The 15,578-nt window shown below is 67.6% G+C and carries 15 protein-coding genes; 12 read left to right on the top strand and 3 right to left on the bottom strand.

What is annotated here, in order from left to right; translation table 11 throughout:
• The 9 genes from AC1DDH_RS18705 to AC1DDH_RS18665 all read left to right on the top strand — a co-directional run.
• Positions 1-847, top strand: an 847-nt coding sequence (locus AC1DDH_RS18705) for a DUF222 domain-containing protein (protein WP_476956043.1), incomplete at its 5' end; no start/stop codon positions are given.
• A gap of 133 nt (positions 848-980) precedes the next feature.
• Entirely contained in the window at positions 981-1,364 is a 384-nt protein-coding gene (locus tag AC1DDH_RS18700) for a hypothetical protein (protein ID WP_476956042.1), read from the top strand.
• Between the two features lie 190 nt (positions 1,365-1,554).
• On the top strand, positions 1,555-2,538 hold the full coding sequence (locus AC1DDH_RS18695) for a bifunctional riboflavin kinase/FAD synthetase (RefSeq protein ID WP_476856440.1): 984 nt from the start codon (positions 1,555-1,557) through the stop codon (positions 2,536-2,538).
• 96 nt (positions 2,539-2,634) lie between these two features.
• Positions 2,635-3,489 (top strand): tryptophan 2,3-dioxygenase, encoded by an 855-nt coding sequence (kynA, locus tag AC1DDH_RS18690; RefSeq protein WP_223914012.1) that lies wholly within the window; start codon positions 2,635-2,637, stop codon positions 3,487-3,489.
• On the top strand, positions 3,486-4,835 hold the full coding sequence (gene kynU, locus AC1DDH_RS18685) for a kynureninase (RefSeq protein WP_476888298.1): 1,350 nt from the start codon (positions 3,486-3,488) through the stop codon (positions 4,833-4,835). Before kynA ends, kynU begins: the two co-directional genes overlap by 4 nt.
• Positions 4,836-4,973: 138 nt before the next feature.
• Entirely contained in the window at positions 4,974-5,243 is a 270-nt protein-coding gene (gene rpsO / locus AC1DDH_RS18680; RefSeq protein WP_018774485.1) for a 30S ribosomal protein S15, read from the top strand.
• 247 nt (positions 5,244-5,490) lie between these two features.
• On the top strand, positions 5,491-7,758 hold the full coding sequence (locus tag AC1DDH_RS18675) for a polyribonucleotide nucleotidyltransferase (RefSeq protein WP_476888297.1): 2,268 nt from the start codon (positions 5,491-5,493) through the stop codon (positions 7,756-7,758).
• Positions 7,759-7,863: 105 nt separating this feature from the next.
• Complete coding sequence (locus AC1DDH_RS18670) at positions 7,864-9,213, top strand: M16 family metallopeptidase (protein ID WP_079551351.1); 1,350 nt, start codon at positions 7,864-7,866, stop codon at positions 9,211-9,213.
• A 57-nt stretch (positions 9,214-9,270) separates the two neighbouring features.
• Entirely contained in the window at positions 9,271-9,768 is a 498-nt protein-coding gene (locus AC1DDH_RS18665; RefSeq protein ID WP_476888296.1) for a DUF1579 domain-containing protein, read from the top strand.
• A gap of 4 nt (positions 9,769-9,772) precedes the next feature.
• Here the strand turns inward: AC1DDH_RS18665 and AC1DDH_RS18660 are convergent, their stop codons facing one another.
• From AC1DDH_RS18660 to moaA, 3 genes are all read right to left on the bottom strand, one after another.
• A complete protein-coding gene (locus AC1DDH_RS18660; protein WP_476849439.1) occupies positions 9,773-10,054 on the bottom strand; it encodes a hypothetical protein in 282 nt (93 codons plus the stop codon).
• A gap of 131 nt (positions 10,055-10,185) precedes the next feature.
• Positions 10,186-10,452: a MoaD/ThiS family protein gene (locus AC1DDH_RS18655; RefSeq protein ID WP_229992995.1), complete on the bottom strand. Its 267-nt coding sequence runs from the start codon at positions 10,450-10,452 to the stop codon at positions 10,186-10,188.
• Positions 10,453-10,459: 7 nt separating this feature from the next.
• The gene (gene moaA, locus AC1DDH_RS18650) at positions 10,460-11,599 is read right to left on the bottom strand and encodes a GTP 3',8-cyclase MoaA (protein ID WP_476956041.1); all 1,140 of its coding nucleotides are present in this window, start codon (positions 11,597-11,599) and stop codon (positions 10,460-10,462) included.
• Between the two features lie 132 nt (positions 11,600-11,731).
• Between moaA and AC1DDH_RS18645 the strand changes: the two genes are divergently transcribed.
• The 3 genes from AC1DDH_RS18645 to AC1DDH_RS18635 are packed head-to-tail and all read left to right on the top strand — an operon-like array spanning position 11,732 to position 15,562.
• Complete coding sequence (locus AC1DDH_RS18645) at positions 11,732-12,475, top strand: response regulator transcription factor (RefSeq protein ID WP_079551342.1); 744 nt, start codon at positions 11,732-11,734, stop codon at positions 12,473-12,475.
• Entirely contained in the window at positions 12,462-13,844 is a 1,383-nt protein-coding gene (locus tag AC1DDH_RS18640) for a sensor histidine kinase (RefSeq protein WP_476888294.1), read from the top strand. The genes AC1DDH_RS18645 and AC1DDH_RS18640 overlap by 14 nt, the downstream gene beginning before the upstream one ends.
• Positions 13,832-15,562, top strand: a complete 1,731-nt coding sequence (locus tag AC1DDH_RS18635) for a molybdopterin-dependent oxidoreductase (protein WP_476956040.1) — start codon at positions 13,832-13,834, stop codon at positions 15,560-15,562. The genes AC1DDH_RS18640 and AC1DDH_RS18635 overlap by 13 nt, the downstream gene beginning before the upstream one ends.
• Positions 15,563-15,578: the final 16 nt, after the last annotated feature.

Here is a 15,578-nt window from a genome sequence, read left to right as displayed (position 1 = left end):
GCACGGCCTGCAGCACCTGGAAATCTTCGCCACCACGGACCAGTTCGAACACCTGATCACCGTGATGAACACCGCCACCAACCCCCGCACCGGCCCAGACACCGGCCAGGGCACCGCCACCGGACCGGGTGACGGGTCCGCGGCGGCGGATGCGCCAGGCCCCGCTGCGGAGCCCGCCACGGCCGAACAGGACCCCGCACTGCCGTCCCTGGACCACCGCTCCCGGCCCCAACGGCTGCTCGACGGCCTGGTCGGCGCGTGCAAAGCGGCCCTCGCCACCGGAGGGCTGCCCGCCGCGGGCGGGCTCCGGCCCCAGATCATGGCCACCATCGACTACCGCGACCTGCTCACCCGGCTCGGGACGACTCCCGCCGAAGCAGGCGCCCCTGCCAACACCGCACAGCACGGCACCGGAACCAGACACGGCACCGGGACGCTGCTGTTCACCGGCCCAATTACCGCGTCCACGGTTCGCAAGCTCGCCTGCGACGCGGACATCATCCCGGTCGTCCTCGGCGGCGAGGGCCAGGTCCTGGACATCGGCCGCGCCTCCCGCATCTTCCCGCCCCACATCCGCAAGGCCATCACGGCCCGGGACCGGGGCTGCGCCTTCCCGCAATGCGCGATCCCGGCCCCCTGGTGCGAGGCCCACCACATCACCTACTGGTCCCGCGCCGGAACCACCGGAACCGGCAACGGCACCCTGCTCTGCTCCCATCACCACCATCTGATCCACAAGGAACACTGGAGCATCCAGATGCGCACCGGCATCCCCTGGTTCACCCCACCACCCCACCTCGACCCCGCCCGGACACCCCGCCGGAACACCTACTTCCGCCTGGAGTGACCCCCGCGCCTGGACTGACGCTCGCCTCGACTGACTCGGTGGGACCCCCGAAACCGCGCCCTCCGTCGCCGGGCTCCCTGCACCGGGCCGAAAGTCCCAAGCCTGCGTGCCACGGCGGGCCTAGGGTGGAGGCATGGACCAGCGCAGTCTGATGCTGCGGGCAGTGAAGACGCTCCACACCCTTGCCTGGCTCGTGATCGAGGCCTCCATGGCCTACGTCCTGTACGCCGGCATCACGGGCCGCAATGACCGGAAGACGAGGGCTGCCGCCGTCGTGGTCGCCAGCGAATCGCTGATTTTTGCGGGCACCGGCTTCCAATGCCCGTTGACTGTCGTCGCGAAAAATCTTGGCGACGGCTCGGGCTCCGTAACGGACATCTACCTGCCGCGGTGGTTAGCGAATATCCTGCCCGGGCTCCACGTCCCCCTCATCCTCGTCGCAGTGCTGCTGCATTGGCGGAATTGGCGGAAACAGACGGTGCGCGACAGCGAGCGGCGGCTTTTGCTCGGGCGATAGTGCGCGCCCGCCTCACACCTTCGCCCTGCCGCCGATTAACCGTGGTCCCTCCGGCGTGGCCTTTACGCGGATGCCCCGGAGCCCGGCGGACCGTCCGGGAGTTGCCCGGATTGCGGGTAATCTAAGAGAGTTCCGGAGCCGGCACGGTCGCTCCGGAGCAGTTCATGGCAGGCAGCAAAAGGCGAGGTTGATGGTCCACATCTGGAACGATCTGTCCGAGGTCCCGGCGGACTTTGGTCCTTCGGTTGTCACGTTCGGCAATTTCGACGGCGTGCACCGCGGCCACCAGCAGGTGCTGTCGCAGCTCATCCGTACCGCCCGGTTGAAGCACGCACGCGCCGTCGCCATCACCTTCGACCCGCACCCCGCGCAGGTACACCGTCCGGAATCGGCTCCCGAACTGATCATGGGGCTGGAGGACAAGCTCGTGGCCCTCGGAGAGCTCGGCCTCGACGCCGTGCTGGTGATGAAGTACTCGATGGAGCTCGCCAGCCTCACCCCCGAGGAATTCGTCGCGACAGTGCTGGTCGACAGCCTCAAGGCCAGCCACGTGGTGATCGGCCACGACGCCCGGTTTGGCCGCGGCAATTCCGGCGACCTCGCCACCATGCAGGAGCTGGGCAAGAAGCTCGGGTTCGAGGTGCAGGTCATCAGCGAATTCGGCTCAGAGGGCTTTCCCATCCACGACGACGACGGCACGGACCGCCGCTGTTCGTCCACGTGGGTGCGCGAGGCCCTGCGCGCGGGCGACGTCGCCACCGCCGCTGCCGTCCTCGGCAGGCCGCACCGGATGCGCGGCGAGGTGGTGCACGGGGCCGCACGCGGCCGCGACCTCGGGTTCCCCACCGCGAACCTCTCCTCGACGGCCACCGGGTACATCCCCGCGGACGGCATCTACGCCGGCTGGCTCGTGGACCAGGCAGGCACGCGCTGGCCCGCCGCCATCTCCGTAGGCTCGAACCCGACGTTCGACGGCGTGAGCCGTCAGGTCGAGGCCCACGTGATCGACCGCCCGGAAGAGTCTCCAGATGACTTCGATCTGTACGACCAGACAGTTGTGGTGGAATTTGTCGCCAGGCTCCGCGGCATGGTGGCGTACCGTGGGGCTGAAGCTTTGGTGGAGCAGATGCGCCTGGACGTCGTCCAGGCCCACGACCTCCTGTTCGCCCGCTAAGAACCGGGCCGGATCGGCGTCGGCCCCGCGCTGACAATGTTCTGGTTCACTGGAGCCGCGCTGATTCACAGCCACTTGGCAAGGAAGGCAAGACACGTGACCATCGAGAAAAACACGAGGGAACTGGACCAGGACATTGTCCGGGATTTCAGTGCGCGGATGAGCTACGCGTCCTACCTGCAGTTGCCCACCCTGCTCAGCGCCCAGCAGCCGGTCAGCACCCCGGAACACCACGACGAGATGCTGTTCATCATCCAGCACCAGACCACGGAGCTGTGGCTGAAGCTGGTATTGCACGAGCTTCGCAGCGCCGCCGCGTGGCTGCGGTCGGACGACCTCGGGTCCGCCCTGAAGGCGATCGCCCGCGTCAAGCACATTCAGAAGACGCTCACCGAGCAATGGTCCGTGCTGGCCACCCTGACGCCCACCGAGTACTCCCAGTTCCGCGGCTTCCTCGGCAACTCTTCCGGATTCCAGTCCAGCCAGTACCGTGCGGTGGAGTTCCTCCTCGGCAACAAGAACGCCAAGATGCTTCCGGTGTTCGAATCGGACCCCGAGGCCCACGAGATGCTGCGCGAACTGCTCGAAGCCCCCAGCATCTACGACGATTTCCTCGCCTATCTCAAGCGCCAGGGCTTCGACGTCCCTGCCTCCCTGCTGGAGCGCGACGTCACCAAGGCCCACGAGTTCTGCCCCGAACTGGTCCCGGTGTTCAAGTACATCTACGAGAACGCCGCCGACAACTGGGGCGCATACGAGGCCTGCGAGGAACTTGTGGACCTTGAGGACAACTTCCAGCTGTGGCGTTTCCGCCACCTGCGCACCGTCCAGCGGACCATCGGCATGAAGGCCGGCACCGGCGGATCCAGCGGCGCCGCGTTCCTGCAGAAGGCCCTCGAACTGACCTTCTTCCCCGAACTCTTCGCTGTGCGGACGGAGATCGGCCAGTGAGCATCTCCGCCAACACCGACGCGACGGACAGCCTGTGGCAGCGCGCCCTCGACCTCGACGCCGCGGACCCGCTGGCCGGCTACCGCGACCACTTCGTCGGCACGGACACGGCCCTGTCCTACCTTGACGGCAACTCCCTGGGCCGTCCGCTCAAGCGGACCGTCACCGACATCAGCAGCTTCATCCAGGACAGCTGGGGCGGCCGCCTGATCCGGGGCTGGGACGAGGAATGGCTCGAACTGCCCCAGAAGATCGGCGACCAACTCGGCCGCGCCGTGCTCGGCGCGGCGCCGGGGCAGACGATCATTGCCGATTCCACCACCGTGGTGCTGTACAAGCTCATCCGCGCCGCGCTGGCAGCCGTCACCGATCCGGCCCGGACCGAGATCGTCCTGGACACGGATAATTTCCCCACCGACCGTTACCTGGTGGAGGGAATCGCCCGTGAAGAAGGCCTGACCCTGCGCTGGATCGACGCCGATCCCGCCTCCGGCGTCACCGTCGAGCAGGTGCGGGACGCCACCGGCCCGGCCACCGCCGTCGTGGTTCTGAGCCAGATCGCCTACCGCTCCGGCTTCCTCGCGGACCTGCCGGGCATCACCGCGGCAATCCACGACGCCGGCGCCCTGGTGGTGTGGGACCTGTGCCACTCCGCCGGGTCTGTGGAGATCGCTTTGGACGACGCCGACGTCGACTTCGCGGCAGGCTGCACCTACAAATATCTGAACGGGGGACCGGGCTCGCCCGCGTTCGCCTACATCAACGCACGGCACCTGGCCGGGCTGCAGCAGCCCATCTGGGGCTGGATGGGGCGCAAGGACGCGTTCGAAATGGGTCCCGGCTACGAGGCCGCCCCCGGCATCCGCGGCTTCCTTAGCGGCACTCCGGCGATCTTCGGGATGCTCGCCATGCGCGGCACCCTGGACCTGATCGAGGAAGCTGGGATGGCGTCACTGCGGGAGAAGTCACGGGTGCTGACCGCTTATGCCCTCGAACTTTACGACGCCTGGCTGGCGCCGGCCGGCGTGCAGCTGTCCACCCCGCGGGCGGCGGAACTGCGCGGCAGCCACGTGACGATCGACCACCCGGCCTTCCGGGAAATGACGGCCACATTGTGGGACCAGGACGTGATTCCCGATTTCCGCGCCCCGCAGGGCATCAGGATCGGGCTGTCGCCGCTCAGCACATCCTTCGCGGAGCTTTACCGGGGTGTCGCCGCTATTCGCGAACTGCTCGCAGCCCAGGAAAGTGGAAAACCGCAACCGCCGCAGGCAGCTGGCGCGCCGGCAGAGTCGGCGGCCGCGCCCGGCGGTTTCGACAAGACCGCGGACGTGCCACTAAACTGAACGTTGGATCCGGCTGCAGTCCGTGGCGGCTGGCTCCTGTTGTGTACGGAATGCCCGGCTTCGGCGGGGGATTCCGGGACGGCACCCCCGGCAGTGAATTACTGATTCGGGCCTCACGGCACATCTCTAGGAGTTATTGTGGCACTTGAAGCCGCTGTAAAGCAGTCCATCATCAAGGATTTCGCAACGTCCGAGGGCGACACCGGTTCGCCGGAGGTCCAGGTTGCAGTCCTGACTCAGCGGATCAAGGATCTCACTGAGCACATGAAGGAGCACAAGCACGATTACCACACCCAGCGCGGTCTGCTGGCCATGGTTGGTCGTCGCAAGCGCATGCTCACCTACCTCAAGAACACTGACATCACACGCTACCGTAAGCTCATCGAGCGCCTCGGCCTGCGTCGCTAGTCAGCTTTAAGGGGCGGCCCCTTCCGGACCGGAAAGGGCCGCCTTCTTCAGGAAAAAACTAAACAGGAGGATCAACCGCATCACGCATTCGCGGTCCTCGGTAGTGATCCCCGGGAACGGCCTCAAGGAATGAGGCCCGGCCCGTGGGTCTCGATCGATGACCGGGTGCAGTGCAGGCCAGTAGACAGATGCTGGGCTGGGTTGATGCGGCTGGGCTCCGTGAACCAAGAAACGGAGGTGACTCTCTATGGAGGGTCCCGAAATCCAGTTCTCAGAAGCAATCATTGACAATGGCCGCTTCGGCAAGCGTGTAATCCGCTTTGAAACCGGCCGCCTTGCCAAGCAGGCAGCCGGCGCAGCGATGGTCTACATCGATGAAGAGACCGCGCTGCTGTCCGCAACCACCGCCGGCAAGCACCCGCGTGAAGGTTTCGACTTCTTCCCGCTGACCGTCGACGTCGAAGAGCGTATGTACGCCGCCGGCCGCATCCCGGGCTCGTTCTTCCGCCGCGAAGGCCGTCCCTCCACGGAAGCCATCCTGGCCTGCCGCCTCATGGACCGCCCGCTGCGCCCCGCGTTCGTCAAGGGTCTGCGCAACGAGGTCCAGATCGTCGTCACCGTGCTGTCCATCAACCCGGACGAGCTCTACGACGTCGTCGCGATCAACGCGTCCTCGATGTCCACCCAGCTTTCCGGCCTGCCCTTCTCCGGCCCGATCGGCGGCGTCCGCGTTGCCCTCGTTGCCGACGAGCACGGCTCGCAGTGGGTTGCGTTCCCGAAGCACTCCCAGCTCGAGAACGCCGTCTTCAACATGGTCGTCGCCGGCCGCATCGCCGGTGACGACGTCGCCATCATGATGGTTGAAGCCGAAGCCACCGACAACTCCTGGAACCTCATCAAGGAACAGGGCGCCACCGCCCCGACCGAAGAGGTTGTCTCCGAGGGCCTCGAGGCTGCCAAGCCGTTCATCAAGGCCCTTTGCGAAGCACAGTCCGACCTGGCAGCCCGCGCCGCCAAGCCGACCGTCGAGTTCCCGGTCTTCCTGGACTACCAGGACGACGTCTACGCCGCTGTGGAGTCCGCTGCCGCCGAGAAGCTGGCCGCTGTCTTCCAGATCGCCGACAAGCAGGAACGCGACACCGCGTCCGACGAGCTCAAGGATGAGGTCACCTCTTCCCTGGCCGGCCAGTTCGAAGGCCGCGAGAAGGAACTGTCCGCAGCCTTCCGCTCCGTCACCAAGCAGGTTGTGCGCCAGCGTATCCTCAAGGACCAGATCCGCATCGACGGCCGCGGCCTGACGGACATCCGCCAGCTCACCGCCGAGGTTGAGGTTCTGCCCCGCGTCCACGGCTCGGCCATCTTCGAACGCGGCGAGACCCAGATCATGGGTGTCACCACGCTGAACATGCTCAAGATGGAACAGCAGATCGACTCGCTGTCTCCCGTGACGCGCAAGCGCTACATGCACAACTACAACTTCCCGCCGTACTCCACCGGCGAGACCGGCCGCGTCGGCTCCCCGAAGCGCCGCGAAATCGGCCACGGTGCCCTCGCAGAGCGCGCCATCATGCCGGTGCTGCCGTCCCGCGAGGAATTCCCCTACGCCATCCGCCAGGTGTCTGAGGCTCTCAGCTCCAACGGTTCGACGTCGATGGGTTCCGTCTGCGCCTCCACGCTGTCCCTGCTGAACGCAGGCGTGCCGCTGAAGGCTGCTGTTGCCGGTATCGCCATGGGCCTGGTTTCCGACCAGGTCGACGGCCAGACCCGTTACGCCGCCCTGACCGATATCCTCGGCGCCGAAGATGCCTTCGGTGACATGGACTTCAAGGTTGCCGGTACCTCCGAGTTCGTCACGGCCATCCAGCTGGACACGAAGCTCGACGGCATCCCGGCCTCGGTCCTGGCCGCCGCCCTGAAGCAGGCCCGCGAAGCCCGTCTGCACATCCTGGACGTCCTGAACTCCGCGATCGACACCCCGGACGAGCTCTCCGAGTTCGCGCCGCGCGTCATCGCGGTCAAGATCCCGGTTGACAAGATCGGCGAGGTCATCGGCCCGAAGGGCAAGATGATCAACCAGATCCAGGAAGACACCGGAGCCGACATCTCGATCGAGGACGACGGAACTGTCTACATTGGCGCCACCAACGGCCCGTCTGCCGACGCAGCACGGTCCGCGATCAACGCCATCGCCAACCCGCAGATCCCGGAAATCGGTGAGCGCTACCTGGGCACGGTCGTCAAGACCACCACCTTCGGCGCCTTCGTTTCCCTGACCCCGGGCAAGGACGGCCTCCTGCACATCTCCGAGCTGCGCAAGATCGCCGGCGGCAAGCGCGTGGACAACGTCGACGACGTCGTCTCCGTGGGCCAGAAGATCCAGGTGGAAATCACCAAGATCGACGATCGCGGAAAGCTGTCCCTCTCGCCCGTAGTGGCTGAGGAGGCTGGCTCCGAAAATGCAGGAAACACGGAAAACGCTGACAACGCCGAGGTCTCCGCGGACGCCGCGGAGTAGTCTCTCCTGAGTCAAAAAGCGGGGCCGGTGGATCAACCACCGGCCCCGCTGCTGTTAAAGGTAGGATGGCAGGCAGATTTGGCATGTGTTCAATGAAAGGCCTTGATGACTGTCGTCCCCCTGCCGCTAGAGCAGAACCAGCACGCTGACACCCTGATCCACGGCGCCGACGGCGGCTCCGAGGTGCGACGCTCGGTCCTGCCCGGCGGCGTCCGCGTCCTCACCGAAGCGATGCCCGGCCAACGCTCTGCCACGATCGGTTTCTGGGTCGGCGTCGGCTCCCGCGACGAGGCTCCCGGCCAGCACGGTTCCACGCACTTCCTGGAGCACCTGCTCTTCAAGGGCACCAAGCGCCGCACCGCGCTGGAGATCGCCTCGGCCTTCGACGAGGTCGGCGGGGAATCCAATGCGGCCACCGCGAAGGAAAGCACCTGCTACTTCGCCCGCGTGCTGGACACGGACCTTCCCATGGCGATCGACGTCATCGCGGACATGATCACCGGCGCGGTCCTGGACCCGCAGGAGATGGAGCAGGAGCGGGACGTCATCCTCGAGGAAATCGCCATGGACAGCGACGATCCCACCGACGTCGCGCACGAGAACTTCGTGGCCGCCGTGCTGGGAACGCACCCGCTGGGCCGCCCCATCGGCGGCACGCCGGCAGCCATCCGGGCCGTGGCACGCGACTCGGTGTGGGACCACTACCGCCGCTACTACCGTCCCGACGAGCTCGTGGTCACCGCGGCCGGCGGCCTGGACCACGACGTCGTCTGCGGGCTCGTGGTGGATGCCCTGCACTCCGCCGGCTGGAACCTTGAGGCCGCGGCCGCCCCCGTGCAGCGCCGCTCCACCGAACGTGCATCGATCACCGGCACGGCCGGCCTGCATGTGGTCAAGAGGCAGGTGGAGCAGGCCAACATCATTATGGGTTGCCCGTCGCTGGTCGCCACCGACGGCCGCCGCTTTGTGATGAGTGTGCTCAACGCCGTCCTCGGCGGCGGAATGTCCTCCCGCCTCTTCCAGGAGGTCCGGGAAAAGCGCGGACTCGTCTACTCGACCTACTCTTTCGCCTCCTCCTACGCCGATGCCGGCTATTTCGGCATGTACGCCGGATGCACCCCGTCGAAGGTCCGCCAGGTCATTGATCTGCTGGGCGCCGAACTGGACAAGCTGGCTGCCGACGGCATCTCAGACGAGGAGCTGCGCAAGGCGGAGGGGCAGCTGTGCGGCGGAATCGTGCTGGCGCTGGAGGACACCGGTTCCCGGATGTCCCGGCTGGGCCGCGCGGAACTGGTGTCCGGCGAGTACCAGGACATCGATGAGACCCTCCGCCAGATCAAGGCCGTCACAGCCGCGGAGGTCCAGGAGCTCGCCCGTGAGCTCGCGGCAGCCCCGCGGACCGTCACGGTGGTCGGGCCGTTCGAGGAAACCGAGACGTTCGGACTCCTGGCCTAGACATTCCAACTGGCGCGGCGCCATGATGGTGGCGGGGTCACTCGGGAGGAACTCCATATGGGAGAAACTGTGGACCGGCCGCTGCCAGGCAGTGCATGCGAGGCGCTTGAGGCTTTCCTGGGCCATTGGACGGGGACCACGCACTGGGAGGCAACCGCGTGGGGTCCGGCGCGCACCGCGGACACCGAGATTATCTTTTCCCGGGCAGCAGCCGGGCTTGCCGTCACCCAGAGCTACCGGCACACGGATGCGGACGGGACCCGGTCCGAAGGCCACGGTGTCTTCACGACGGACCCGGACCATCCGGAGACCTTCTGGTACCACGTCAACAGCTTGGGGTTGCCGCCCGAGGGACCCGCGCGCGCCAGCATGGAAGGCGGCACCTTGACCGTGGAACGGCGAAGTGACCGCGGGACCGCACGGCACACCTTCCGGGTGGACGACGGCGAACTCACTCATGCCGCCGGACTCCGCCTGGGCAGGGCGAGCGATTTCACGCCCTTCATGACTACCGTGTGCCGCCGCGTCGCTGAGGGCGCTGCCGTACCGGCGTGAGGTCTTAGGAGGCGGCCTGCAGAATCCGGGTCTTCGGAGTTCCCTCTAGGCCGGGCGCCGCCTCGGCGGAGTTCCAGACCTTCGCCTGAAGATTGGCCAACAAGGCCTCTGCCTGCCCGCGCTGCTCGAAGTCCAGTTCAACGACCACAGAGTGCGGGTCGTCCACGGGTTGGTTGATGCGGTACGCGGTGACGCCCGACGCCGCGCGGTTCACCGGATCACGGTCGAACGCCGCTTTCCACATGGAGAAATCCTTGATCCTATGCTCGATCTGCAAGGTGAACATGCTGCCCTCCTCGTTGGTGTTTGTTGCCCGCCGCGGCGGATATTCCACACTCTAGAACCGGCCAGCTAAACGCGATACCCCGGATTTTGTGAACCCGACATACCGGCTTTATGGAGCCGGGCGTGCCCGGGTTACCCGCCGGCGAACGGCGGCAGCACGTCGACGACGTCGGCCGGCTTGAGCGCCGCGGCATGGTCCCGCACGGCAACTTCGTTGAGCAGGAAGCTGGAGCGGGACAGGATGCGGGCCAGCGGCGGCGTACCGGCCGGCGGTTCGGGGCGCTCGACGGCGAGGATCGCCTCGAGCAGCGAGGCGAGGGTGTCGCCGTCGGCGAGGTCGTAGCGTTCTTCATCCACGCCGGCGGCAGCGCGTGCGGCAGCGAAGTAGCGTACATTCACGAAAAAGTCAGCCTCCGATGGCGCTCATGCTGCGGTCCGGCTGGACGAAGTCGGGCGCGTCGAGGCCCACATGGTCCATGCCGTGGGCCTTGGGCTTGATCCACATGGCATCCTGCCAGCGTTCGGCGAGCTGTTCGTCGCTGGCGCCCTCGCGCAGCAGCCCCAGCAGATCCACTTCCTCGCGCGAGAACAGGCAGCTCATGATCTTGCCCTCGGCGGTGATGCGCGTCCGGCGGCAGTCCGAGCAGAACGGCTCCGTGACGGAGGCGATGATGCCCACAGTGCCGAGCAGAGGGCCGGCGGCGCGGTCGGTGCCGGGAACCCGGGCCCGGACTTCGAACCGTTCCGCCGGGGCGCCGTCGCGGTCCCGCGGGTCGGAACTGAGCACGTAATCGACCGAGAGCAGTTCCCGGATCTCCGCGGCGGTGATCATGTTCCGCCGGGTCCAGCCGTGGTCCGCGTCGAGCGGCATCTGTTCGATGAAGCGCAGTTCATAGCCGCGGTCCAGTGCCCACGCCAGGAGTGCCGGGGACTCGGCGTCGTTGATGCCGCGCATGAGTACAGCGTTGAGCTTGACCGGGCCCAGGCCTGCGGCCCAGGCGGCGTCGACGCCGGCGAGGACCCTGTCCAGGAAGGGCCGGCGGGTCAGCTTGGTAAAGGTTTCTTCATGCAGGGAGTCCAGCGAGACGTTGATTCTGGTCAGTCCCGCGGCTTTGAGTCCGGCGGCCTTCTTGTCCAGGCCGACGGCGTTGGTGGTCATCGAGATTGGCAGGCCGGGGTGGCCCTGGCGGAGCGCGGCGATGATCTGCAGCAGGTCCGCCCGCACCAGGGGCTCGCCTCCGGTCAGCCGCAGTTCACGCACGCCGAGCATGTCGACGCCGATCCGCACGATCCGGACGATTTCCTCCGCGGACATCACCGCCTGCTTGGACAGCCATTCCAGGCCCTCGGCCGGCATGCAATAGGTGCAACGCAGATTGCACTTGTCCGTCAGTGAGAGGCGCATGTCCGTGGCACGGCGGCCGTAGCGATCCACGAGCCCTGCAACCAGGCCCTCCGGACGCCCGGACAGTGCGGCTGCAGCAGGCACTCCCGCTCCGGGACTGCCTGCCGCGCGGGGCTGGGGCATACCCAGTTGAACTGTCATAGAGTCAGGCTACGCCACCTCGCGGCCCACGTCACAGCCGCATGACGGCACGGATATTACGGATTCGGGAACGATGTCCGGCGGGGGTCCGGAGCCCTGCCCGGACCGTGGCCGCGAACCTATGCTGGAAGCGTGAACAAGACCCAGCCGGCCCCGGACGCAACGGAGTACCGGCGCATCCTCCTCGTCGAGGACGAACCGACCATCGCCGGAGTGGTCCGGGACTACCTCGTCCAGGCGGGATACCAGGTGGTCCTCGCCGCCGACGGGTTCACGGCCCTGCGCCTTGCGGCCGAACGCCGCCCGGACCTCGTCCTGCTGGACCGGATGCTGCCGGGCCTGGACGGTGTGGAAGTCTGCCGCCGGCTCCGTGCCGCACACAGTGTCCCGGTCATCATGCTCACTGCCCTCGGAACGGAAGACGACCGGATCCTCGGCCTGGAAGCCGGCGCTGACGACTACGTCACCAAGCCGTTCTCGCCCCGCGAGCTGGTACTGCGGGTCCGTTCGGTCCTGCGCAGGAGCATTCCCGAATTCAGCCCGGAGCCCTCCGTCGAAGTGGGCGGTTTCGACCTCAACCCGGCCGCACGCACCGTCTCCCGCCATGGCAGGCCCCTGGCGCTGACGGCCAGGGAGTTCGACCTTCTGGCCTTCATGCTCCGCCGTCCCCGGCAGGTCTTCAGCCGCGAGGAACTCATGAAAGCCGTCTGGGGCTGGGACTACGGGGACCTGTCCACTGTCACGGTGCACGTGCGGAGGCTGCGGGAGAAGATCGAGGACGACCCCACCCGCCCCTCCGTCCTGAAAACGGTCTGGGGCGTGGGTTACCGGCTGGACCCCAGCGATGAGGAGGAGTCCGCCGATGCAGACCTCTGAACTCCTGACCATCATCGGCTGGGCCCTGGCCTGGGGAGCCGTGATCGGGGCCGCGTCGCTGCTCATCCTGAAATCCCTGCGCCGGGCCTCGTTCGCGGTCCAGATCTGTGTGGTGGTGCTCGCCGCCGTGGCGGTCCTGACGGCCGGAATGGTCAGCGCCTTCAACGCGATGTTCATCTCGGCCCGGGACCTCGAAGTGATGTGGTACGTCCTGGCCGTGGCTTCCGCCGTGGCTGTTTCGATCGCGCTCGTGCTCGGAGCGAGGGTCTCGCGGAACGCCAAGGCGCTGGTCGAGGCTGCCCGGAGCATCGGCCGCGGCGAGAGCCCCGGGATCCAGTCCCCGGTGATGAGCCACGAACTTGCCGCCCTCGCCGCCGAGCTCGAATCCAGCAGCCGGATGCTGGAGGCCTCCCGGCAGCGGGAGGCCGCCGTCGAAAACGCCCGCCGCGAACTGGTCAGCTGGATCTCCCACGACCTGCGGACGCCGCTGGCGAGCATGCGCGCCATGACCGAGGCCCTGGAAGACGGGATGGCCGCGGACGTCCCCGCCTACTACCGCAAGCTCATCGCGCAGACCGACCTCATGGCCGGCATGGTCAACGACCTCCTGGAACTGTCGAAGATCCATGCCGGAACTATGCGGCTCAAGGCCGAGCCGTTGGACCTGTACGACCTCGCCAGCGACGCCATTGCCGACCTCGCCGCGCTGGCGGAGCAGCACGGCATTACGCTCGACGGCGGCGGCCAACGGGAAAGCCTGGCCCTCGCCGACGGCCCCTCGATGGGGCGTGCCATCCGGAACGTCGTGCTCAACGCGATCGTCCACAGCAGACCCGGCTCCCGGGTCACCGTGGAAGTCGGCCGGGACGGTGACCGGGCCGTCGTCGCAGTCACCGACGGCTGCGGCGGGATCCCCGAAGCGGACCTCCCGCATGTGTTCGAAACCGGCTGGCAAAAGGACCCGGCGCGGCGGCAGACCGGCCGTTGGGCCGCCCCGGACGACGGACTGGACGGAATGGCCCCTGATGGCGCGGCCCCGGGCGACGGCTTCCGGGCGCCCGGGCCGGATGAGCCGGCAGGCGTCATGCGCTACAGCGGCGCCGGCCTTGGCCTGAGCATTGTCGCCGGAATCGTCAGCGCCCATCAAGGCACCGTCACCGTGGAGAACGTCGACGGCGGATGCCGGTTCTCGCTGCTGCTCCCCGGCCAGGGAGCCGCCGGCCAGAAGCCGGGTGGCAGCCACGGCACTTCTGCCGGGGAGCCTGCTGCCGGGGGAGCAGCAGCCCCGGCAGCAACAGCCGAGGGAGCACACAACAGGATTCCGCGCGACGCGGTAGAGGAAAAACTCCGGACGGGATGGGCACAGTGAGCAGCGGCGTCAGCTTTGACGGGCAGGGGAAGGAAACCGGCGGCACACTCGCCGGCAGGGAACAGCAGCATACGGAACCGGGAGTCCGGCAGCGGCAGTCCCGGGACCTGTGGGCCGCCGGGGCCGGACTGGTGGCCGTGGGGACGGCGGTGGTCCTCGGTGAACTCACGGCCAGCCTGGTGAGCCCCACGGTGTCTCCGGTGACGGCCGTCGGCGGGGCCGTGATCGACACCGTCCCGCCGGGCGTCAAGGAGTGGGCCATTTCCTTGTTCGGCACGGCGGACAAGGTGGCACTCCTGGGCGGCATGGCACTGGTCATCGCCGCGCTCGCGGCGCTCTCCGGAGTCCTCGAAGCGCGGCGCCGTTTCGCCGGGGTGATTCTCATCGCGGTGTTCGGCGCGGTAGGGCTCGTGGCCGTGCTGAGCCGGGCCGACCTGACCGCCAACGCCATCCCCGTCCCGGTGCTGGTGGCACTGGTGGGGATCGCGCTGTTGCGGTGGCTCATCCGGAAACTGTTGGAGTGGCAACCCGATGCCGGCCGGCGACCGGCGGTGGCGTCCGGCCCGCCGGAAACACCACCGGTTGAGCCGGCTCCGCAGGACGCCCCTGCCGTGGCGCCTGCAGATGCCACAGCCAACGAAGCCGGGCCCGCCCGGCGCAGGTTCCTGCTGGCGCTGGGCGGGACAGCCGCGGTTGCCGCCGTCGCCGGTGTGCTCGCCTCCACCCTCAGGGGAGCGGCCGCCGTCGTCAGCGACGTGCGCAGCAAGCTGGTCCTCCCGGTGCCCGCCGCTCCCGCGCCGCCCATCCCGGCCGGCGCCGAGATCCGGCTGGACGGACTGGGCCCGCTCGTGACGCCGAACAGGGATTTCTACCGGATCGACACCGCCCTGCGCGTCCCGCTGGTGGATCCTGCGGAATGGACGCTGAAAGTCACGGGCCTGGTGGAACGGGAGATCGAGCTCGACTTCGCCACTCTCCTGGCCAAACCCCTGACGGAACGGCACGTGACCATCGCCTGCGTCTCCAACGAGGTCGGCGGGGACCTGATCGGCAATGCCCGCTGGCTCGGCTGGCCGGTGCGCGAACTGCTCGCCATGGCCGGCCCTAAGCCCGGGGCGGACATGGTGCTCTCCCGGAGCACGGACGGCTGGACGGCAGGGACCCCGCTGGAGGCCCTCACGGATAACCGCGACGCGCTGCTGGCCGTCGCCATGAACGGGGAACCGCTTCCGCTCGAACATGGATTCCCCGTCCGGATGATCGTGCCCGGGCTGTACGGCTACGTCTCCGCCACGAAGTGGGTCACCGAACTGAAAGTGACCCGGTACGCGGACGACGTCGCCTACTGGACGCCCCGCGGCTGGAGCGAGCGCGGGCCCATCAAGACATCGTCCCGCATTGACGTGCCGCGCGACGGGGCCAACGTGAAGGGCGGGACGGTTGTCTTCGGCGGCGTCGCGTGGGCCCAGCACACGGGCATCGGCAAGGTGGAGCTGCGGGTCAACCGCGGCGACTGGCATCAGGCCGAGCTGGCCCCCGGCATCTCCAAGGACACCTGGTACCAGTGGAAGCTGGCCTTGCCGCTGGAGCCGGGACAATATGAGGTCCAGGTCCGGGCCACAGCCCTCGACGGCGTGCCGCAGGCCGAGGAATCCGCACCGGTCGCGCCGAACGGAGCCACGGGTTATCACACGGTTAGAGTTGACGTGAAGTCCTAGCGAGCCGAGCAGAGGT

This window comes from Arthrobacter sp. 10T425, from assembly GCF_056393985.1.
Note: the sequence above shows the minus strand (reverse complement) of the source record. Positions and strands in the feature narration are given on the sequence as shown.

Excerpts from the sequence above, each read along its gene's own strand:
- AC1DDH_RS18665 (WP_476888296.1), top strand. The coding sequence starts at position 9,271 with ATGGGAGAAACTGTGGACCGGCCGCTGCCAGGCAGTGCATGCGAGGCG.
- AC1DDH_RS18670 (WP_079551351.1), top strand. The coding sequence starts at position 7,864 with ATGACTGTCGTCCCCCTGCCGCTAGAGCAGAACCAGCACGCTGACACC.
- AC1DDH_RS18695 (WP_476856440.1), top strand. The coding sequence starts at position 1,555 with ATGGTCCACATCTGGAACGATCTGTCCGAGGTCCCGGCGGACTTTGGT.
- AC1DDH_RS18660 (WP_476849439.1), bottom strand. The coding sequence starts at position 10,054 with ATGTTCACCTTGCAGATCGAGCATAGGATCAAGGATTTCTCCATGTGG.
- AC1DDH_RS18640 (WP_476888294.1), top strand. The coding sequence starts at position 12,462 with ATGCAGACCTCTGAACTCCTGACCATCATCGGCTGGGCCCTGGCCTGG.
- AC1DDH_RS18675 (WP_476888297.1), top strand. The coding sequence starts at position 5,491 with ATGGAGGGTCCCGAAATCCAGTTCTCAGAAGCAATCATTGACAATGGC.
- AC1DDH_RS18635 (WP_476956040.1), top strand. The coding sequence starts at position 13,832 with ATGGGCACAGTGAGCAGCGGCGTCAGCTTTGACGGGCAGGGGAAGGAA.
- moaA (WP_476956041.1), bottom strand. The coding sequence starts at position 11,599 with ATGACAGTTCAACTGGGTATGCCCCAGCCCCGCGCGGCAGGCAGTCCC.
- AC1DDH_RS18700 (WP_476956042.1), top strand. The coding sequence starts at position 981 with ATGGACCAGCGCAGTCTGATGCTGCGGGCAGTGAAGACGCTCCACACC.